This is a genomic window from Calidifontibacillus erzurumensis, from assembly GCF_013303125.1.
Taxonomy (GTDB): Bacteria; Bacillota; Bacilli; order Bacillales; family Bacillaceae_J; genus Calidifontibacillus; species Calidifontibacillus erzurumensis.
Window position 1 is genome coordinate 1 of the sequence record NZ_JABTTE010000020.1, and the last position, 22,172, is coordinate 22,172.

The 22,172-nt window shown below is 37.1% G+C and carries 15 protein-coding genes; 10 read left to right on the forward strand and 5 right to left on the reverse strand.

What is annotated here, in order from left to right; translation table 11 throughout:
* Nucleotides 1-320: 320 nt before the first annotated feature.
* The gene (locus HR057_RS13090) at nucleotides 321-929 is read right to left on the reverse strand and encodes a TetR/AcrR family transcriptional regulator (protein ID WP_173731897.1); all 609 of its coding nucleotides are present in this window, start codon (nucleotides 927-929) and stop codon (nucleotides 321-323) included.
* 329 nt (nucleotides 930-1,258) lie between these two features.
* On the opposite strand from HR057_RS13090, the gene HR057_RS13095 reads away from it, so the two are divergent.
* From HR057_RS13095 to HR057_RS13110, 4 genes are all read left to right on the forward strand, one after another.
* Nucleotides 1,259-2,830 (forward strand): AMP-binding protein, encoded by a 1,572-nt coding sequence (locus HR057_RS13095; RefSeq protein WP_173731898.1) that lies wholly within the window; start codon nucleotides 1,259-1,261, stop codon nucleotides 2,828-2,830.
* A gap of 298 nt (nucleotides 2,831-3,128) precedes the next feature.
* Nucleotides 3,129-4,436, forward strand: coding sequence for an MFS transporter (locus tag HR057_RS13100; RefSeq protein WP_173731899.1), 1,308 nt, complete (start codon nucleotides 3,129-3,131; stop codon nucleotides 4,434-4,436).
* Between the two features lie 133 nt (nucleotides 4,437-4,569).
* Nucleotides 4,570-5,703 (forward strand): thiolase domain-containing protein, encoded by a 1,134-nt coding sequence (locus HR057_RS13105; protein WP_173731900.1) that lies wholly within the window; start codon nucleotides 4,570-4,572, stop codon nucleotides 5,701-5,703.
* On the forward strand, nucleotides 5,704-6,030 hold the full coding sequence (locus HR057_RS13110) for a Zn-ribbon domain-containing OB-fold protein (RefSeq protein WP_173731901.1): 327 nt from the start codon (nucleotides 5,704-5,706) through the stop codon (nucleotides 6,028-6,030).
* A gap of 249 nt (nucleotides 6,031-6,279) precedes the next feature.
* On the opposite strand, the gene HR057_RS13115 is transcribed toward HR057_RS13110, so the two are convergent.
* Nucleotides 6,280-7,677, reverse strand: a complete 1,398-nt coding sequence (locus tag HR057_RS13115; protein WP_173731902.1) for an L-cystine transporter — start codon at nucleotides 7,675-7,677, stop codon at nucleotides 6,280-6,282.
* 528 nt (nucleotides 7,678-8,205) lie between these two features.
* Between HR057_RS13115 and HR057_RS13120 the strand changes: the two genes are divergently transcribed.
* Nucleotides 8,206-8,709, forward strand: coding sequence for a DinB family protein (locus HR057_RS13120; RefSeq protein WP_173731903.1), 504 nt, complete (start codon nucleotides 8,206-8,208; stop codon nucleotides 8,707-8,709).
* A 1,040-nt stretch (nucleotides 8,710-9,749) separates the two neighbouring features.
* Here HR057_RS13120 and HR057_RS13125 read toward each other — a convergent pair.
* Nucleotides 9,750-11,435: a putative bifunctional diguanylate cyclase/phosphodiesterase gene (locus HR057_RS13125; protein WP_173731904.1), complete on the reverse strand. Its 1,686-nt coding sequence runs from the start codon at nucleotides 11,433-11,435 to the stop codon at nucleotides 9,750-9,752.
* A 1,021-nt stretch (nucleotides 11,436-12,456) separates the two neighbouring features.
* On the opposite strand from HR057_RS13125, the gene HR057_RS13130 reads away from it, so the two are divergent.
* A complete protein-coding gene (locus HR057_RS13130; protein WP_173731905.1) occupies nucleotides 12,457-12,678 on the forward strand; it encodes a YgaP-like transmembrane domain in 222 nt (73 codons plus the stop codon).
* 175 nt (nucleotides 12,679-12,853) lie between these two features.
* Here HR057_RS13130 and HR057_RS13135 read toward each other — a convergent pair whose 3' ends face one another.
* Nucleotides 12,854-13,528 carry a uracil-DNA glycosylase gene (locus HR057_RS13135; protein ID WP_173731906.1) on the reverse strand — a complete coding sequence of 225 codons (675 nt, stop codon included), beginning with the start codon at nucleotides 13,526-13,528 and terminating at the stop codon, nucleotides 12,854-12,856.
* Between the two features lie 748 nt (nucleotides 13,529-14,276).
* Here HR057_RS13135 and HR057_RS13140 point away from each other — a divergent pair.
* From HR057_RS13140 to HR057_RS13155, 3 genes are all read left to right on the forward strand, one after another.
* Nucleotides 14,277-15,893 (forward strand): ATP-binding protein, encoded by a 1,617-nt coding sequence (locus HR057_RS13140; RefSeq protein WP_173731907.1) that lies wholly within the window; start codon nucleotides 14,277-14,279, stop codon nucleotides 15,891-15,893.
* Between the two features lie 28 nt (nucleotides 15,894-15,921).
* Nucleotides 15,922-17,946: a thiamine pyrophosphate-binding protein gene (locus HR057_RS17110; RefSeq protein WP_230474447.1), complete on the forward strand. Its 2,025-nt coding sequence runs from the start codon at nucleotides 15,922-15,924 to the stop codon at nucleotides 17,944-17,946.
* A gap of 262 nt (nucleotides 17,947-18,208) precedes the next feature.
* A complete protein-coding gene (locus HR057_RS13155; RefSeq protein WP_173731908.1) occupies nucleotides 18,209-18,616 on the forward strand; it encodes a carboxymuconolactone decarboxylase family protein in 408 nt (135 codons plus the stop codon).
* 202 nt (nucleotides 18,617-18,818) lie between these two features.
* Here HR057_RS13155 and HR057_RS13160 read toward each other — a convergent pair whose 3' ends face one another.
* Nucleotides 18,819-19,445, reverse strand: coding sequence for a hypothetical protein (locus HR057_RS13160; protein ID WP_173731909.1), 627 nt, complete (start codon nucleotides 19,443-19,445; stop codon nucleotides 18,819-18,821).
* Nucleotides 19,446-20,192: 747 nt separating this feature from the next.
* Between HR057_RS13160 and HR057_RS13165 the strand changes: the two genes are divergently transcribed.
* The gene (locus HR057_RS13165) at nucleotides 20,193-22,091 is read left to right on the forward strand and encodes an S-layer homology domain-containing protein (protein ID WP_173731910.1); all 1,899 of its coding nucleotides are present in this window, start codon (nucleotides 20,193-20,195) and stop codon (nucleotides 22,089-22,091) included.
* Nucleotides 22,092-22,172 lie beyond the last annotated feature (81 nt).

The following is a 22,172-nucleotide window of genomic DNA, read 5'->3' on the forward strand; positions in this document are numbered from 1 at the left end:
TGCGGTGCCTGACCCCTCTCCTGCACCGTCTCCGGCACCATCTACCATGCGGTGCCTGACCCCTCTGGTGTACCGTCTCCGACACCATCTACCGTGCGGTGCCTGACCCCTCTGGTGTACCGTCTCCGACACCATCTACCGTGCGGTGCCTGACCCCTCTCCTGCACCATCTCCGGCACCATCTACCATGCGGTGCCTGACCCCTCTCCTGCACCGTCTCCGGCACCATCTACCATGCGGTGCCTGACCCCTCTCCTGCACCGTCTCCGGCACCATCTACCATCCGGTGCCTGACCCCTCTCCGGTACCATCTCCGGCTTTTATTTTTCATTTTGAATGCTAACAATGATTGGGCGGAGGAATTTTTGGCTTTCTTCTATGAGGTCGAAATTTTCATCATTAAAGATTAACCAGTCATATAAAGTGCCGCGCATACAGCGTGTAATGAGCATCGTTATTTCTTTAACAGAAAAATGATTGGTGAACTCTCCTTTTTCTTGTCCTTCTTGAACAATGGAATGAATAATCTTGAAGAGCTTGCGATCAGTGTTTGACAATGTTTTTGGCTGGTTTGGAATTAAGGCGCTCATATAAACGGTTCTCAATAAATCTCTTCCTAAATCATCTCTTAAATAAAGCATTTGAGATTTTACCAAATTCATAATTTTTTCGCTGCATTTCATATCTTTTGGCAATGTTTCAATAAAATTTTCGTAAAAATCATCAATCTCCTTAAATTTCTCTAAGAAGATTTCATATTTGGAATTAAAGTGCACATAAAAGGCACCTTTTGATGTATTTGATGCACTGACAATCTCATCCACAGTCACTTGGTCAAAACCTTTTTTACTAAAAAGCTCTAAAGCAACTTCTAAAATTCTCTTCTTTGTTTGCTGGGCTTTCACTTGCCTTGGTGTCAACGATGTCATATACTAGATCCTCCTTTTTCCAATATCTCATTCCCCTAGAATGCCGTATGCCCAATTAAAATCCTACGTCTCCAACGAATAAAAGCTCCATTCATTTTAAATTCAAACGAATATAGTAATCAATATTTTTTATAAAATTCTTAAATTTTTTTGTTGACGAAAACGTTTTAATTACCTAAAATGTTTTTCAAAGACTACAGTTTGTGACTACAGTCTGCGACTTCGGTCAGTAAAGTAAGTTTACCATTATTTCCCTATACTTTCAATTGTAAGCGCTACATTTCTATTCATTAAAACCAATTAATTATTGAAGGAGGATTTGCAAAACTATGGATATTATCGGAAAAAGAACATTGCGCGACTTATTGTATGAGAAAACGAATATGTATCCAGAAAAAACATTTCTTCTTTTTGAAGATGTTAAGCAACAAAGATTCGAACTAACCTATCAAGAATTTGCGGACCAAGTAAATCGTTTAAGCAATGTTTTTACCAATTTAGGTGTTAAAAAAGGACAGCATGTCACTTTACATTTGCCAAATTGCTTAGAATTTATGGTTTCGTGGTTTGCATTGGCCAATATTGGCGCAATCATGGTGCCAACGAATATCTTATCGACTGCGGATGAAATGGAGTATATTCTAGAACATTCCGAATCTGTTCTATTGATAACAGAAGAACAATACTTGGAAAAATTCTCAAGTATACGTGAAAAGCTTCCAAACTTGCGTGAGATCTTGCTTGCCCGCTATAGTGGAGAAACATATGCACACCTTGATTTAGCAAAATTAATGGCAAATGCGAATAGCGACATGCCAAATGTACCGCTGGACACGGAAGATGTTGCAGCTATGTTATACACATCTGGCACAACATCCAAACCTAAAGGCGTACAAATCACGCATGCCAATTACATTTTTACAGGAGAATTAATGTCAAAATCGATTCGCCTAACGCCAGATGATCGGCAGCTCATTGTGCTTCCACTATTCCATGGTAATGCGCAATACTACTCAACGATGTCGGCACTTACTGTCGGTGCAAGTATCGCCATTACCGAACGGTTCAGCGCTTCAAGGTATTTTAAACAAGCGAAAAACTTCAAAGCAACCGTTGGTTCTTTATTTGCCGCACCAATTAGGATGATTTTGGCACAACAATATGACCCGGAAGATCGAAACAATGACATGAGGGTTGTATGGTTTGCTCAATCAGTTTCAGAAGAACAACTGAAAGAGTTTGAAGAAAAATTTAATGTACCTCTATTGCAAATGTACGGAATGACAGAAACTGTTGGCGTACCACTCATGAATCCAATAGATGGAGTTCGTAAAAATATGAGCATTGGTAGACCAACCATCGGTTATGAAGTCAAAATCGTTGATGATGATGGTAATGAAGTTCCTACCGGACAGACGGGGCAAATCATTGTAAAAGGGGTTCCAGGAAGAACATTAATGAAGGGCTACTTCAAAAATCCACAAGCGACAGCTGAAACATTAATTGACGGATGGTTATACACCGGAGATAATGGTCGTCTAGGTGAGGATGGATATTTTTACTTTGTTGATCGAAAAAAAGATATGATTAAGCGTGCTGGTGAAAATGTGGCTGCAAATGAGGTTGAAAGTGTACTCGCAGACCACCCTGGCGTTTATGAATCAGCAGTTATCGGAGTTCCAGATGATATGCGTGATGAAGCGATTGTTGCTTATGTCATTCCGCGGGAGAACGCCAACATTTCGGAAGAAGAGCTTATTGAATATTGCCGCAATCGTTTGGCAAAATTTAAAGTTCCAAATTCAATTGTGTTTGTCAATGAATTTCCACGGACAGCCGTAGGAAAAATACAAAAACACATCATAAGGCAAATGCATCTAGAAAAAGCAGCCACCGTGTAATTAAAAGATTTGAGTTTTGAAGACTATTAAATGTTGAATTACCCTTATTTCTCAATGATTAAATAGGCTGGATTCTCAAATGAAGGTCACTGGATTATGATACTAAAAATTCCTACTAATGATTGGATTGCGCAGGTCTCTTAAATGCTAATTTGCTTATGTTTCTCAATGGTTGAATTTGTACAAAAATAGTACCTCAACATTTGGAAACAGAAAAGTGTCTATTATTTTCGGAATATATAAAATTAAACAAATTTTTCATCATCTATAAAAAACATATTAGAAAGGAGTCTATTTTATGAAAAAGAGCCGTATTTTGTTTGCTAGTGTTTCTGGTTCAGTAATTGAATGGTATGACTTTTATTTATACGGAACTGCAACAGGCTTAGTATTTTCAACCCTTTTCTTCCCTAGCTCAGATCCTGCCATTGCCCTATTGTTGGCTTTTGCAACTTTTGGGGTCGGGTATGCAGCAAGACCAATCGGCAGTATTATCTTTGGCCATTTTGGCGATAAGTTAGGCCGTAAAGCTAGTCTAATGTTGACGTTAATCGGTATGGGCGGAAGTTCCTTTTTGATTGGCTGCCTCCCTACTTATGAACAAATTGGAATTGTTGCTCCTACTTTGCTGGTGCTCTTGCGGCTTATCCAAGGGATTGCTCTAGGCGGCGAATGGGGTGGTGCCATTTTATTGGCAACTGAATATGCACCAAAAGGTTTGCGCGGACTATACGGGTCAATCCCACAGTTAGGGGTACCATTAGGTTTAGTACTCGGTTCGTTTAGTTTAACATTTATCAGCTATTTAACATCAGAAGAACAGTTTATAGCTTGGGGTTGGAGAATTCCTTTCCTATTTAGTGTGGTTCTTATCGGATTAGCTTTATGGATCCGCGGCGGAATTGAAGACACCCCTGCTTTTAAGCAACAGAAAGAAAGAGGAGAAATTGCTTCGTTCCCAATCGTAGAAACATTCCGTGAAAATGGAAAAAGCGTATTTCACGTAATTGGATTAAAACTTGGCGACGGTTTCTTCAATGTATTTTTAATGTCATTTGTCCTTGTTTTTGCTTCAACTTATTTAGGATATTCAAAGGAAATTGCATTAACAGCCTTAACAATTGGATGTGCAACGATGATTCTTACGATTCCAATTATCGGATACTTATCTGATTTTATCGGCAGAAAATCCATTTATATTACTGGTTTAGTTTTATTGCTCTTGCTTGCCATTCCTTATTTTTCAATGGCTGGAAAAAGTCCAACATGGTTTTATATCGGGCAGGCAGTAATGCTCGGAGTTGTTTGGGCTTCCATTTTTGCAACACAAGGAACGATCTTTTCTGAGCTTTTCCCAGCGAAAGTCCGTTATACCGGCTTATCATTTGGCTATCAAATCGCAGCTGCTATTGTCGGTTTCGGACCTATGATTTGGACGCCAATGGCAGAAAAATATGGACCATCACCAGCTGTTTTCGGAGGCTTTATGATGGCAGGACTTGCGATATCGCTTGTACTCGCACTATTTGTTCCTGATACTAGAAAAATATCAAAATATGAAGATACTATAGAAAACTATGAAAAAGGAAAAGAGCGTGTCATTTAATGGTTTAGAAAGTTGCTATCTTGATGACCACATCAGTGCTTAAATTTTTTAAAGCGTGAGCATTTTAATGGGGATCTCCACTAGTCGGAAATCCCCTTCCCTTCAGTAAAAATTTTTTAAAGGAGACAACCTTATGAACAAAGTTAGTGTTGTTGGAGTAGGCATGACTGCATTTGGAAAACATGAAGTGCCGTTAAAAACATTGCTGTTGGAGGCCTGCTTTGAAGCTTTAAAAGATGCAAATTTCCCTAGGATTGACGCTGTATATATAGGGAATTTTATGTCTGGCTCTTTATGTAACCAAGAAATTTTAGGGGCGATTGTTGCCAATGAACTTGGTCTGGGCACTGTGCCTGCATTTAAAGTAGAAGGTGCTTGTGCATCAGGTGGAATTGCTTTTCGCCAAGGTTATTTAGCCGTAAAAAACGGCGAGTATGAAAATGTTTTAATCGCAGGCGTTGAAAAAATGAAACATACGACGACAGAAGAAACAACAAAAGCCATTAATGCTGCAATGGATAACGATTCAAATGAAAAAGTTGCAGGTTTAACGTTTCCGGGATTTTTCGGAACTGTGGCCAATCGTTATTTTTACGAAACTGGAGCAACGAAAGAACATTTAGCAATGGTTGCTCTAAAAAATCGCGAATATGCAATGAACAACCCAAAAGCACAATTTAGGAGTCCTACTACTATTGAAGAAATCATGTCAGCTCGGATGATTACCGATCCATTAGGCTTGTTTGATTGTTCCCCTACAACGGATGGAGCTGCTGCGGTTGTGCTTTCAAAAGGAGAAAACGGGGTTGTCGTAAGAGCTTCAGCTCAAGCAACAGGAATAACACAGATGCAGGAAATGGAAGATTTATTAAGCTTGCCTGCTGTTAGAGAATCGGCTAGTCAAGCCTATGAAATAGCAGGTTTGGGACCTGAAGACATCGATGTGGTAGAGCTGCATGATTGTTTTTCAATGACAGAAATTCTAGCCATCGAAGAGCTAGGTTTCTTTGAAAAAGGAACTGGCTGGAAAGCTGTTGAACAAGGTCTGACAAAGCATGGTGGGAAAATCCCTGTGAATACAAGCGGCGGCCTCCTTTCAAAAGGTCATCCAATTGGAGCAACCGGGCTTGCTCAAATCATCCAGATTGTTTCACAGCTTCGCGGAAACAGCTGCAATCAAGTCGAAGGGGCTAAGATTGGGTTGGCTCAAAACTTAGGTGGAACTGGTGCTTATTCAGTCGTTCATATTTTGGAAGGAGTGAGTTGATTGGAGAAAATTATAGTTCATGAATGTGTTCATTGTGGAAAAAAATTCGTGCAATCGAAGTGGCTTTGCCCTAAATGCCATCACACAGAATTCGAACAGAAAAAAATTAGTGGGAGAGGCAAAGTCTATTCCTTTACAACAATTCATGTAGCTGCAAAAGAACAAGCACACCTCACCCCTTACACAGTTGCATTAGTTGATTTACAAGATGGTGTCCGAATTACCGGACGGATAAAAGAAAAGGTTAACATCAATGATGAAGTCAATTGCGTTGCAAATGAGGGGCAATTATATGTGTTTCAAAAAATTGCCCCAACAGAGGTTTGATCCCTGAACCCCCAGACTGCGGTTTTACTCCAGAGGAGTCAGGCACCTCTGCCGGCCCCTCTCCCCGCAGAGGTCATACCCCCAACTTCCACTTCTGCCGGTACTCCTCCCCAGGGGTGCCTGCCTCCTCTGGAGTACCATCTGCGGGGCGGGGTCAGACCCCTCTCCTCTACCGTCTCCGGCACCTTCTACAGGGCGGGGCCTGACCCCTCTCATGTACCGTCTCTGGCACCTTCTCTGGCACTTTGGTTATGCTTCTACGATTTCTTTTCTTGTATAAACATTTTCGTCGAATTCGCCGACGATGCGACTTGTGAGGACGCCTGTTGTCATACTTCCGCTTACGTTCAATGCTGTACGTCCCATGTCAATAAGCGGTTCTACTGAAATTAACAAACCGACAATTTCAATTGGCAAGTTCATAACAGACAATACAATTAAGGATGCGAAAGTTGCTCCACCGCCGACGCCAGCAACACCGAAGGAACTGATCATCACAACAATTATAAGCGTAATAATAAATGACGGACTTGTTGGATCAATACCTACTGTTGGTGCTACCATCACTGCAAGCATAGCTGGATAAATGCCCGCGCATCCATTTTGGCCAATTGTTAGGCTGAATGGACCTGCAAAGTTGGCGATCCCTTCTGAAACGCCAAGATCCTTCGTTTGCGTTTTAATATTTAATGGCAAAGTTCCGGCACTGGAACGAGATGTAAAAGCAAATGTCAACGTTGGCAATGCTTTTTTCACATAATGAACCGGGCTTAACTTTGCAAATAAAATTAACAACAAATGCACAACAAACATAAGAATTAATGCCACATAAGATGCGATGACGAATGTACCTAACTTCGCAATCGCTTCATAGTTGCTTGTTGCTGCCACTTTTGTCATCAACGCAAAAATTCCATATGGTGTTAAACGCAATACTAACGTAACGACACGCATGACAATTGAATAGATAGAATCAACTAGTTTTGCAAAAAACTCTGCACTTTCCGGCTCTTTCCTTTTCACTCCAAGATAAGCCACACCAATGAAAGCTGCAAAGATCACAACAGCAATTGTTGATGTTGGGCGCGCTCCCGTTAAATCAGCAAACGGGTTGTTTGGAATCATTTGAAGAATTTGCTGCGGAATCGTCAAACCTTCTACTGAAACAACTTTTTCTTGAAGTTCAGCATTCCGTGCTGCCTCCGCTTCACCTTCTGTCAACTGAACGCCATCAAGACCGAATCCAAGCGTTGACCCTATGCCGATCGCAGCTGAAATACCAGTCGTAAATAACAAAAGACCAATAACTAGAAAACTGATTTTTCCAATGTTTTTCGTAACTTTTAGACGTGTAAAAGCTCCAACAATTGAAATGAACACAAGCGGCATAACGACCATTTGCAAAAGCTTCACATAGCCGCTTCCCACAATATTAAACCAATCAATTGAAGTTGTAATTACGTCTGATTGTGTTCCATAAATTAGATGCAGAATAAAACCAAAAACAATCCCTAAACCTAATCCAGCAAAAACACGCTTTGAAAATGAGACATGTTTTTTCTGCATAAAAAATAAAGCTACTAACAACAAGAAGAAAACTGCTATATTAATAACAATAAAAACAGTGTCCACTAAAAATTCCTCCATATTTTGTTAATATTTTGTTATATTCATATATTATAAAATATTAATCATTTAATATATAAATGTCAATTGGAATAATCGGATTTAAAAAAGATTATCTCCGGTTTTAATTTTAAATAGCCCTTTCCGCCAACAGGGAAAAATTTGCGATATAAAATAATGTAGACAGACTTCTTCCCACCCTTCCTTCATTTCCCACATCGGAACACGAAGGCGATGAATTCGACTTTTCCTAAATGCTTCCCACCCTTCCCTTATTTTTTCATATCCCAAGTCTAAAACTTGCAATTAAACAAAAAGACAAAACAATCCCGAGATATATGTGCCAAAAAATATATATAGACGGACTAAAATTAGCAAAATGTTTCGGATCTAATACAGCTATAAAAGAACAAAATTAAGAAAACAATACGTACAAGACTAGTTCGGTTAATGACAGACATAATTAAAAAATTTGAATCAAATCGAACAAATGTTTTATAATAGTCCCCTAAGAAAAAATTAGAGTGAAGACAATAGGAGGTTTTAAATATGTATGTAACGATTGCGGATTTTATTAGAGAGTGGAATTGGGAAGCAATGTTCACTCAAAAAGTTTTGGAGGGTCTCACTGATGAATCATTAAATCAAAAAGTTTACCCAGAAGGGCGTACTTTAGGAAGAATTGTTTGGCATTTAACAACAAATATTCCAGATTATTTAGCTCATTTCGGGTTAAAAATAGATTTAGTCAAAAATGCAGAAAATGTCCCTACCTCAGCTAAAGAAATTGTAGAGACATTTAAACAAGTTAGTTCTTCTGCAGCAAAAGCCATTGAAGAACAATGGACAGACGAAACATTGAAGGAAGTTCAAATTGCATTTGGAAGAGAAGAAACAAATGCGCAAATTTTGATGGGACTCATTAAACATATAATTCATCATCGGGGACAAGCTACAATCTTAATACGCCAAGCAGGATTAAAACCTTTTGGAGTTTATGGACCGCCAAAAGAAGATTGGATTCACATTGGTGTCGAAAACCCGCCACTTTAATGGTGGGGCGGAAAGCTTGCGACTACCTGACTCAACCGGTCGAAAATCTACCTCTTTAATATTAAATCGAGGTCCGTTTCTTGATCGACAATGGTTACTGCTAGTTTAAGTTCCACGAAATCAGAAAGTTAAAAATGGAGTGCAAAGAAATCCCAATGGTTTCTGCTAATCAAAATTCCACCTTAAAAAAAATGCCCGAATGACAGCAAAAGTAATTTGGGAAAAAAGCAGCCTTGCTTAAAATATTAACGCCCAAAATGCAGATCGGCACTATTTAATCAAAATTAAATTGTTGATGAGCAAATTGTTGACTCAAAAGCGTTAGATGCATTCTCTCAACTATTAAATATGCAAAAGAAAACCCCTGATTATGCATCATCCAAAAAACTTGGGATGCGATTCCTACAATCTTAAAAGGCGCGTGGAACCAGAGCCTAAAAATGCATCTTTTTGGAAAGTGCAACTCATTTGCCCCATATTTGGATCTAAAGCCCAAAGATGCGAAATCTAGCTCATTTGGCTTTACACCGATCTATGAAGCAAGAGAACCAACGTGCGATCATCGCACATTTTTTATTCATATTAAAGAGGCCAAAGATGTTATATCCTGGCCTCCTTTTCCTTACCTTCAACAAACCGAAAATCTATGAACATAGAAATACAAACGATTGTTTAAACTGACTTTCAACCATTTCGATGTCGTAAAGTACTAAATCGTGTTCTCCCATGAACGTCTTCCATAACTTTTTTAAGAACTGCAAACAAATATGAAAGACACAAAAAATTACAATTCTTAGAATCAACCACTTTTCTCCAAAACAATAAAACCAAACCAAAATTAAAAACATATTGCTGAAATTAAAGTACGAAGCGCGATCTTAAAAATACGTTCTCACCGCCACCGGCTAATTTTTACAAAAATACTTGATATCGAAATTTATGAAAATTCTCCCTACTATTTTTCCAATATTTTATAAAAATTAGATTATAATACCAGTTTTGTACTTGTACATGAAGTATGATAATCTCCAAAAACTTCCTTATAAAATATATTTCACGGCTTCTTTAGATGGCAATGGATGGTCAAAATAAAAACCTTGAACCCCATCACATTCATAATCTTTTAAAAATTGATATTGCTCTTCTGTTTCCACACCTTCTGCAATAACAGTTAATCCCATATGGTGAGCTAACTGGATCACCGCTTTTACAATCGCTTGATCGTCTTGATCCATTAAAACATTTTTAATAAACGTTCGATCAATTTTCAAATAATCAGGAGACAATAATTTTAAATAATTTAAAGAAGAATAATGGACACCGAAATCATCCATTGAAATTTTAAGCCCAATTGCTTTTAGCCTTTTAATATTTTCCAAAGCAACATCAGGGTTATCCATCACAATTCGCTCGGTAAGTTCAATCACTAAATAAGATGGATCAATGCCCGTTTCCGATAAGATAGATTCAATAATGCTTGTCAAATTTTTATGTTGAAACAAAGGCATCGCAAGGTTTACAGAAATTTTTGGCGGATGAAAGCCAATGTCAATCCAATCTTTAATTTGTTTGCACACCTGTTTCAAAACCCATTGGTCAATATGAATAATCATTCTCGTTTCTTCAGCTATCGGAATAAATAGATTAGGAGAAATGATTCCATTTTTCGGATGATGCCAACGGATTAAAGCCTCCATACCAATTAGTTCGCCAGTTTTGCATGAAAATTGAGGCTGATAACATAAATGAAACTCATTTTTTTGGATTGCCCTTCGCAAATCATTTGCGAGAATTAATCGATCAACCGATTTTTTCATAAATTTTTTCTTATAAAATTTGTAATTATTCATTCCTTCTTGCTTGGCATGGTACATTGCGGAGTCAGCATTTTTTACAAGGCTTTCAGCATCATTTCCATCATGCGGAAACAAACTTATACCAATGCTGGGTGTTACAAAAAATTCAAATTCATGTAATGCAAATGGATTAGAAAAGCTTTTGATAATTTTGTTTGCAACATGCATGCAGGTAAATTTGGAAGGTACGTCATGAAGGATAATAGCAAATTCATCGCCGCCATAACGGGCTACGGTTCCATGGCTGCCTATTACTTTCGTCAATCGTTTAGCTGCCATCTTCAACAATTGATCACCCATTCCATGACCAAGTGTATCATTGATATCTTTGAAACGGTCTAAATCGAGAAAAATGACGGCACACATGGACTTTGTATCGGTAGTTTTTTTCATCGTTTCGTTTAAGATCTGATAAAAATAAGTTCTATTCGGCAATTTCGTTAAATTATCATAGTACGCTAAAAACTTCAGCTGTTCCTCTAGTTTTTTACGTTCTGTAATATCAAGAAATACAGATACATAGTTTTTGATGCGACCGTCTTGATCTTTTATGACATAGATCGAAATTTCTTCAAGAAATAACTCACCACTTTTTCTTTTATTCCAAATCTCTCCTTTCCACATTCCTTTTTGACGAATGCTTCGCCACATTTCTCTATAAAAAGCTTTATCGTGAAGCCCAGAACTTAAGATTTTCGGATCTTTTCCTTTTACTTCTTCTTCACTATAACCAGTTAATTTCGTATAAGCTTGATTAACATATAAAATTCTATTTTTCGAATTAGTAACACACATGCCATAAACCATATGATTATAGACTTCAGCCAATAACTCATTTTTCATTTTAAATGAATGATTTCCATTATTCATTCTGTCACCGCCTTTGACGTTTGAGCCGTTAATATGTCATGAACTCTAAAAATATATAAAATAGCATGCTAAAATAATTTTTCTGTGAATCCTATCAAATGGTCGGTAAAATCTCGGGTGATTCCCCCTTCATAATGATTATGTATTTTAAGGTAAGTCTCTTATGTTTCGCTGCTTGATTTAATAAAAAACACAAATCATGTATGAGAGCAAATCTCTCAGCTTATTTTTAGTAAACTCCTACCTTATTTATATTTGACCCTTGTTTTTAAGTATTCCTCTATTTCTCAAAGGGAATTATTTCAAGCAGTAGATCTAGTTTTAAGACAAAACCTTACCTTATTAATTAAGAATACCGTTTTCAATAAAAAACCCCTTAAACTTCTAGGGTCCAATTGTTTAGACAATCGCTTCTCTCTTCATAGATCCACTTTATCAAACCCACTGTTGTTTTCTGAAAAGTACAAATCTTTTAAGGAGCGATTTTTCAGGCAATCACTTCTCATTTCATGTAGCAACTTTTTCAACTTTTTCTCCTTTTTTGTACATATTTAACATACACCGATCATTCATGAGCGGCTGAAGCTGATTAAAACTTGTTCCAGACTTATATAAATAAAAAGAAACTTTTTATAATTTTTCTATAATATTTAATGCGACTCCTGCTATTTTCTTAAAAAATTTTATATTTTTTCTCCCATAACAAAGTGAATTCAATTCTACCCTTACCCAAAAAGTTCACAATTGGTTCCTAAATGAAACATCTAGAATTCATTTACTTGCACACCAATCTATTTAACAAATTAATTCCGTCCGCGATCCTCAGCTCCAAATAAAAAATTAATCCAAAAACACTCATGACCTTACGTAAACAACTTTCACAACCCTGAATGTATCTTATTTTCATGTTCTTTCGCCTCCAACTCTTAAAAAAATTTTCCTCATTTTTTTACAAAAAAACAGGAATGACTAGCTTTTTGTCGAATACATTTATACAAATACTCTAGGGGGTGTTTTATATATGCATCTTTTTCCTACAAAAGGATCTATTGTTAACTTAATTGCAGGAATTTTAGTTCTAGGGAGTGTTCTGTTAGGCTTGTTTGTTAACACGAATTGGCTTTATCTTAGTGCATTTATAGGATTTATGTTGATTATTTCTTCATTGACAGGCATTTGCCTAATTTCTTTTCTTTTTAAAGCCTTTGGTGTAAAAGAAGAACAATGTTGTAAAAATGCCTAACAACGAAAAAATGCCCGTCCAATGGTAAACATTGAACAGGCGGTATTGATTAGCTAAACATGAAACAAAAAAGGAGAGGATTATTTCTAACCTCTCCTTGCTCCTTTTATTTTAAAAGCCAACTTGAGCACATTTCTAAAGTTGGTATAACTATATCCGCATCAATCAGTCCATCTTAAATATTTGAAATCTGCCAATTAATTTCTTCCATACCGTTTTCCCGCAAGAAAGCATTCGTTCGAGAAAATGGTCTGCTGCCAAAAAATCCCCGTGCTGCTGAAAAAGGGCTTGGATGTGGTGATTTAATAATGTAATGCCACGGATTCGTAATCAACTGCTGCTTTTGCTGTGCAAACTGCCCCCAAAGAATAAAAACAACCGGCTTCTTTCGCTCATTCAATTTTTCAATCACTTTGTCCGTGAACATTTCCCATCCTAACGCTTTATGAGAGTTCGGCAATCCGGCCCGAACAGTTAACACCGCATTCAACAACAACACACCTTGTTTCGTCCATTCCACTAAATGGCCATGGTTCGGAATTGAACAGCCTAGATCGTCGTGCAATTCTTTATAAATATTTTGTAAAGACGGAGGAATTTTCACTCCTGGTTTGACAGAAAAACTTAACCCATGAGCCTGGCCCGGGCCGTGGTATGGGTCTTGTCCTATAATGACAACTTTCGTATCTTCAAAAGAAGTAAAATGCAAAGCATTAAAAATATCATACATATCCGGATAAACGATTTGCGTTTCATATTCTTTCTTTAAAATTTGCCGCAACCGCTGGTAATAAGGTTTGGAAAACTCCCCTTCAAGGAGTGGCGCCCAATCATTTTTCAAAATTGCCATGTGCAAACGACCCTCCACATATCTACCTTTCAGTTTCAAACGTTTAACCGCTTAAAGAGCAAGCCCTTTTGTTGAAAAAGTTTAGCCACTTTAAGAGCGAACCCTTTCGTTTAAAAGTTTTAGTCACAATTTCAATAAAAACTAGCATTATATTATGACACTAGTATACCATTCATAGACTATTCCTTAATCGTTATTCTTTCGTTTATGAAACATTAAAAGATTTGGTTATTTAATTCGTAGAAACTACTCAGAATCCTTAACAAGCATATTTTACAGTCATATACCCTATTATACCACTCCTCCTACAGAACAGAACCGCCAATCCTTTTTATTGACGGCAGGCGAAATACCTGGTAGGCCAGTGTTCAAAAAGCTATTTTGTATCCAAAAAATTAGCGCAGCCCCTCCCCCAGCCAATTACCTCGCTAACTTCCCCATCGTAATAACCAACTACCTAGCATCCTATACCACCTACTGTATTACTACATGACGAACCATCTGTCATACAACACGGCAAAAAACCCAAATACCTTACCAACCCATTCAACTATCCAATAATCTGTTTCAAAAACAGCTTAACAACTTTTCACATAGACAAACTACACAAAAAAATTTACAATAATTAGTAATAATAGGACTATATTACTATTTTTGGAATAAAAGCAAATTTCGACACAATCTTTTTACTTTTGCTATTATTCTATAACTGGTGGTATTTCCATAGAGCGAAAAAGGGGAAAAATAAATGATGATAACAGATTCTTGGTATTTATTAAACTCTAAGTATAATTGCGAAAATAATTATCGTCTGAATCCTGACATATTACCACAGCAAAGACACCTGTTGTCACCGAAAGAGCTTGAAGAGAAAACAAAAGTTTATGCCAACTTGATTCGCTTGACAGATTTTTTTGTAAGAAAACTACTCTTCTTTTTAAAAGACATACCAGCAGTCGTTATTATCACCGATGATGAGTGTAATGTTCTAAAAGTAATGGGCAATGAAGATATGAGGAAAAATATCGAAATTAAGGAAGGTGTAAGCTTCCAAGAACAATATACAGGGACCAACTCTATTTATCTATGTCTCAACCATAACCAGCCCATTCAAGTAAAAGGAAAAGAACATTACCATAAAGCTCTTTACAATTACTGCTGTTCCAGTTGTAAATTCACATTGGAAGAAGGAATTTCTGGAACGATCACTTTAATGACAAAAGTCGAGCAATCTTCAGCTTTTCATTTAGGACTTGTATCCTCGGTGACAGATGCGATTGAAAGAGAAATCGAATTAAATAAAAAAAATAAAAAATTAAATTTGTTCAATCAAGTTATTTTGAATTCAACAAAAAATGGAATTATTATCATCGATCATAACGGGATTATCACAGATTTTAATGAAGCAGCTGAAAACTACACAGGCTGCACAAAAAATGATGTCATTGGCAATCATATTTATTTATTCAAAGATGCTTTCAATAAATTTTTCCATTACATTGAAAACGTTCTAACCGATAACACCAAATATGAAAATATCGAATTACATTTTCATATCGATAAATCAAATAAAGTTTGTTTATTCGATGCCTTGCCCATTTACGATGACGATCAATTCATCGGTGTCTTTTGCCAATTTCGAGATATAACCGACCGATATGAACTTGAACAACAAGTCATTGCTAATGAAAAACTATCCATCATCGGGCAATTAAGCGCTGGCCTTGCCCATGAAATTAGAAACCCTCTAACACCGATTAGCGGCTTTTTGCAATTGTTAGAGAAAAACTGTAATTGTGAAAATGCGAACCTTTATTTCAAAATCATTAACGAAGAACTTGAAAGAGTAAAAGAGCTTATTAACAACTTTGTCCTTGTTTCTAAACCAGAAGCACCATGCAAATCGAAAGTTCATATCCAAACTTTGCTTTCAGAAACGATTCAATTCATGAAAAGCGAAGCGATTCTTCATAATGTATCGATCTTTTTTACAGATCACAATGAAGAAGAAATATTCATAAATATTGATAAAAATCAAATCAAACAAGTGTTAATCAATCTTTTGCAAAATGCTATTGAAGAAATGAGCGGAGGTGGTGAAATTCACGTTACTTTAATGAAAAATAATGAAACTAAACAGATCGAAATTTCCGTAATTGACCAAGGTTCAGGAGTTGATGAAGAAGTACTTGCTAATATTTTTAAACCTTTCGTAACAACAAAACAATCTGGGACAGGCCTTGGCTTATCTGTTTGTCATCGAATTATTAAAAATCATCATGGAGAAATCACCGTGGAAACGAAAAAAAATGAAGGGTCAATTTTTACAATCAAATTGCCTTTTTCAGTCCAAGAGGACAATTAATTTGTTTTTATACACGGGGGGATTTTTAATGGCGACAGTTTTAGAAATGTTAATGAAACAATTAAAAACCTGGAATGTGATGCATATTTTCGGAATTCCCGGAAGACCTGTAGGGCCGCTTATTAAAGAAATGACAAGGCAAGGCATCAAATTTGTATTAAACCAACACGAAACCGGCGCAGGGTATGCAGCTGGAGGCTATGCCCTAGAAAGAAAAACATTAGGTGTTGCTTTTGCAACAGCAGGACCAGGCGGAACGAATATGATTACTGCAGCTGGACAAGCTATGGCGCATCAAGCACCAGTGTTATTTATTACTGGACAAATGTCGGCAGGAAAGATTGGCAAATCATACAGTCAAGATTCTTCTATTTTTGGAGCAGATTTAGTGAAAATGTTCGAGCCTGTGACGAAATACAGCGCTAGAGTCGAACGAGGAGATTCATTTGAAAGTCATTTAAGGTATGCGGTTGAACGTGCTTTTACAGGTGTGAAAGGACCGGTTCACCTTTCCCTACCGCTCGATGTTTTATTTGAAGAAATTACGCCTTTTAACATAGACTTTCCTAAAGTACAACATACGATTGCAGCAAATCTTGAGGAAGTATTGCACCTCATACACGAAGCGCAAAGGCCGGTTTTCCTTTTAGGAAAAGGCGTACGTACATCGAACAGCTATAAAGAGATTTTCGAGGTTGCAACGAGATGGAATATACCAGTTATTACAACAGGAGGCGGCAAAGGAACATTTCCTACAACCCACCCGCTTTCATTAGGGGTATATGGGCTTGGCGGCTCTATTGAAGCAGACCGTTATTTAGAATCTGGCGTTGATGTCATGATCGTTGCAGGTTCATCTTTACATGACATGGCTTTAGCAGGATTTAAAGAAAAGTTTTATCCTGAAAAAGTCATTCATTTTGATTATGATCCTACTTTTGTCGGCAAATCGATCCCCCGACCTACTTTGTATGTACCGGGCGATTTAAAAAGTAATTTTCACAAAATTTTGCAAATGGCTGAAGAAGCAGGATTGCAAAAGAAAAATGAAAATGCTCTCTTTGAAGTTGCAGCTGCTGTAGATGTCGAAATCAAAGAGAACGACCCATTTGAACGTGTGGTAAGTACTATAGAAGGCAGCTTTGACCCTACCCTTTTGGGAACTATTGCAACTGCCCATGAAAACGAATATAGGACAGTAAAAGTAGAAAACGATGACAATGCCCTTACAGATCACATTGCAATTGCTCCTGACAGAGGCAATACGACTGCAACATTCATTAACGAGAATAATGAAAATGCACGTCTTATGCAAAATGCCAATAGAAGCGTCCTCTCTGAAGTTGTTGCAACAGTCGAAAAAGTAGCCTCTCAAAAGATCGAAAACAGCATGCTCCACGAACAGGGGCAAGTGCATTCCGAATCATTTGAAAAGGCTTTCACCGAAAATACAAACGAACAAATAGAACAACATAAGCCAGAAACTTATATTTCTTCAGCGAAGGCAATCGAAGTCATTCGAAAACTTTTGCCTAAGAATACGAAAGTTTTTGCTGATGTTGGCAGTCATGCTTACTTCGCAGTCAAACATTTTGATGTTTACGAGCCAGATACGTTCTATTTTGATGACCGTTTTATCTCTATGGGGAACGGTATTGGCTATGCCATTGGAGCGAAAATCGGTGCGAATGACGAAACTCAGCCTGTTGCGTGCATCACTGGAGACGGCTGCATGCTCATGTACGGAACTGAAATTTTGACAGCAGTGGAACATCGTGCCCCGATTTTATTCTATGTTTTCAATAACAGTGGATTACATATGGTTGAGACTGGTATGAAGTATTGGCTAAACTGCCCAGACTATACGATGTATAAAAGTGCGGTTGATTTCATTTCTTTTGGAAAATCAATGGGATGCCCAGGTTTCCGCTGCTTAAATGAAAAAGACATTGAAAAAGCAACCCAATACGGCTTGCAAAGTGAATTGCCAACAATCATTGAAATTATGGTTGACCCTGATGAAATACCGCCAACATTAAAGAGAGAAGAATAAATAGCGGAACTCGTGGTTTTTCTCAAATGGCAGGTTCCTGCTTGCTGTAAAAAAACATGATTTTGCATTTGTGTACCACTCTCATTTATCAAAGATATGAATTTACACTTGCCAGAATTGATCGATTCTGTTCATGGCCACCTCGTTTTGGCTCTTATGCTGTAAAATTTTGTAAATTTTAATCGATAGATTGAAAGGATTCTTGTCGACTATTGATGAAATTTTGTTCAAGCTATCGTCTTATGTTGGAAGGTGACGAAAAATGACTACTCGAAAAGAACGCGGACTAGAGAATTTACGGGCCATTTCAGGCGAAGTTGGAATAAAAGCCGTTGAAAAATTGGCAGATACTTCTTTGGAACTAGCCAACTTTATTACTGAATTTGCTTTTGGAGATATATATTCTTTAAAAGCTTTGTCAAAGAGAGACCAAGTGCTCATTACCCTTTCATCTCTTATATCACAAGGAGAAATCGAGGCACTTAAAGTGCATTTTCACTCCGCTCACAATATTGGACTAACAGAAGACGAAATAAAGAATATTATCATCCATTGCGTTCCATATGCCGGCTTCCCGAAAGCAATCAGAGCGATGCAAATGTATGAAGAAGTACTAAACGATGATACATTTCATAATAAGGCAAGCCAGTACGTCCATAACAATCAATGATGCGCAAATGGATTAAAATCAACCATTGGTTTTTATCGAGTACCGAAAGTCAGCCAGTCAATTATTGACAGCGTGAAAATCAAAATCAATTATTGCTTTTTATCGGGGGGCTAAAATGTTGCAGCGCCCCTCTTTCCTTTTTTACATTCGTATATAAACATTAAGGGCTTTCTACTTTTCGGAAAGCCCCGCCACAACTCTATTAAAATTTCTCCAATGCACTTGACAATAAAGCTTTTCTTCTTTCTTTTTTCGCTGCTTCATAAGCATCACGCACATCATTTGCTTCGTTCGGATCAAAACCGTTTTCTTTCAACTCTTTCTGCAATGCGGAGAAAATCGTTTCAAAAGCTTGATCTGTTTTCGCTTCCAACGCTTCTCCTGCTGTTTTATACTTTGTTAGAAAATAAGAATAAGAAATTTCCTCTCCGCTCGCTCTCATGTCTCTATATTCTTGAATCGCATGTGCTACTAACGCATTGATTTTACTATTGGCTTGCGCTTGCAAACTTTCAAACGCAGGACGATATTTTTCTTTAATAGATGCTACAGTAGCCTTTTGATTCGCTGATGATTGGCTAGTGCCATCCGAATTTCCAGAATCAATACTCTCCTTGTCTTCCTCCGTATTTCCTTCCACTGGATCATTTTCTCCTGAAGTATTACTATTCGTATCCGTAGGCAAGGCAATCTCATAATTTTCCTCAGTGATGGCTTCAAGTTCCTTATCTTGACTAATATCATAAGTTTTTACCTTTAAAAAATAATAGGCTGAGCCACCAATTGCCAAAACTAATAAAATCAGTATTGTCCAAATTAATTTTTTCATCGTTTACTCTCCCCCGCCTCAACTTTTTAAGCACACAATGGTTCATTTTCCAACACATAATGATAGATACCAAATTCTTATTCCTTTTTAGAAACATAAACCCAATTCCCTATCATCGATCGTGTGACCGTTGCTATTGATCCCTACAATCTTTTTAAATTATTACTGTGATAGATCGCGCAGTCATAGCTATTGATTGTTCGGCAAAAGCACTTACTTCTACTCATTCGTCGTATCGCTGCTATTGCAATTCTACAATTTCTCTCATCAAAACGCATCTATTCCCTATCGGTGTTCGCACATCATTACTGCTATTTTATAAAATCTTCTAACGTAAAAAATTCCTATTTCCTATCAACGGCTTATTCAATATTTCTTCAACAAAGTACATTTAAACCTTACTGTTAATGGTATAACCAATTATTGCTTATTCTACATTTTCCAACATCGTAATTATATCTTTAGCGCAAAGTCTAGCACACGCCAACTTTTCCTGTCCCAAGATTGTAAGCATTATCACTATTTGTTGTCAATACTTTTCCAATCTATCAATTACCCTCTGCAAAAAATATTAACAAGAATATCACAGACCGAAAGGAATCAATCTTTTATACTATTCGTATACACTTACAATTTTCCTACTATATAAAATCTGGTAGAATAGTAAAAAGATGAGGGAACGAATTGTTCGTCCCCTACTCTATTTTTTTACTTATAGATCAAATCTTACCATTCAGGAGGTATTCAATGAAAAATAAAAAGAATTTTCAAAAGAAATTGGCGACAACTGTTGCTTCTGCCTTTTTCATTACTGCAGCCGCTACGCCTTTCTTTTCAGAGAATGCTCAAGCGGCATCTAAATTTAAAGATATTCCTTCAGGAGCATTCTATGAAAAAGCAGTGCAGCATCTATCAGAAAAAGGTGTCATCGGTGGCTATAACGACGGCACATTTAAACCGAACAAAGCTGTCACAAGAGCAGAAGCTGCCAAAATGCTAGCTTATGATTTAGGCCTTGAAGCACCAACAGAAACCTCTACCAATTTTAAAGACGTCAAAAAAGGTGATTGGTATTATGAACCAGTGATGGCACTTTCACAAGCAGGCGGCATCAGCGGTTATGAAAATGGTACGTTTGGGCCAAACAAAACGATCACCCGCGCTGAAATGGCAAGCATGCTCGTAAAAGCATACGGAATACAAGCAAATATTGAAGGTGAACAAACACCTTTTACAGATGTACCGCCAACTAGCTGGTTTGCTGGTGCAGTACAAACACTCTATAAAAACAATATTACTTCAGGCAAATCACAAACTAAATTTGCACCAAACGATCCAGTTACACGCGGGGAAATTGCTGCATTCATTCAAAAAGTAAACGAAGCAAAAAACAATAGTGACGAAACTAAAAAATCTACAATTGAAATAAATGAAGACAACACTGTAACAATTGCTGGTACTACCTATAAAATCCCTGCTTCACTATCCGGTATCTTTAACAAAGAGAATGCAAAAATATTAGCAAATGCTGAAATCAAGCTCGAAGAAAACAATGGTACCATTACGAAAATTACATATTTGCAACTAAACACAAGTGGACAACCTGCTGCAAACGGTCAACAAGAGTTCAGCAATAACCTTGTTTTAGACGGAAAAGGAAATACGATTGCTGGCACATTGAAAGTAAATGCCAACTATATAACGATCAAAAATGTGACCATTGAGGGAGATTTAGAAATCACACCAAACCTTGCAAATGATTTTTATTCTGAAAATATAACAGTCAAAGGTCAAACGATCGTAAGCGGCGGTGATTCCAATACGGTTGTATTCAAAAATGCAAAACTTGGCATCGTTGCCGTCAATAAAAAAGGCGTGCGAATCGAAACAAAAGGAAAGACATCGATTAATCAATTAAATATTCATACAAATGCCCATATTGCAGCGGACGAACAATCTACAATCCAAAAAACGATCATTCAAAACGGTTCAAATGACGTTCAACTTGACGGTCCATTTGAAATGGTAGAAGTCCAAAATAATCAAGCAGCAACAATTAAAGGAAATGCATTCATAAAAGAACTGCAATTAAAGCAAAATGCCAATCTTGCCCTACAAATCAAAAATAAAATTGCACAGCTAAAAGTAGAAAAAGGTGCAAAATTTAGCCTAGGCTTCGATACAGCCATCGGTCACCTTCAATTACCATACGGCATACAAGCAACTGATGTCATTACGAACTTTAATGACAGAAAAAATAATATTGAAAAAACAAATAATGAAACGAACCCTGAATACAAAGATCCTAGCTTAACACCTGGTGGAGGCGGCGGAGGTGGTGCGGTTGGAAAACCATCTGCCGATAGCATCCTAAATAGTTATAAAGATGATTTTGAACAATTAAAAAATAAAGCAGAAACTGATTTTAACAATCTGTTAACCGACTTTGTCTATAATAAAATAGAATTCTCAGAAGCTTTAAATCAAGGAAAAGAGAAATATAAATATTATGAATCCTCATTTAACAATATTTATAATGAGTTAGTAAATGATTTAAAAAGTAACGGCTATTCAGAAGATCATGCAAAAGTTGTGAAAGATACATTCGATTCATTAGTAGGACCTTATTCCAAATTCTTGGAATAGATTCCATCGTAGGCCCTTATTCGTATTACTTAGATAATAATAAACACGACAATGCTTCCCCTTTCATATATTGGGGAGCAT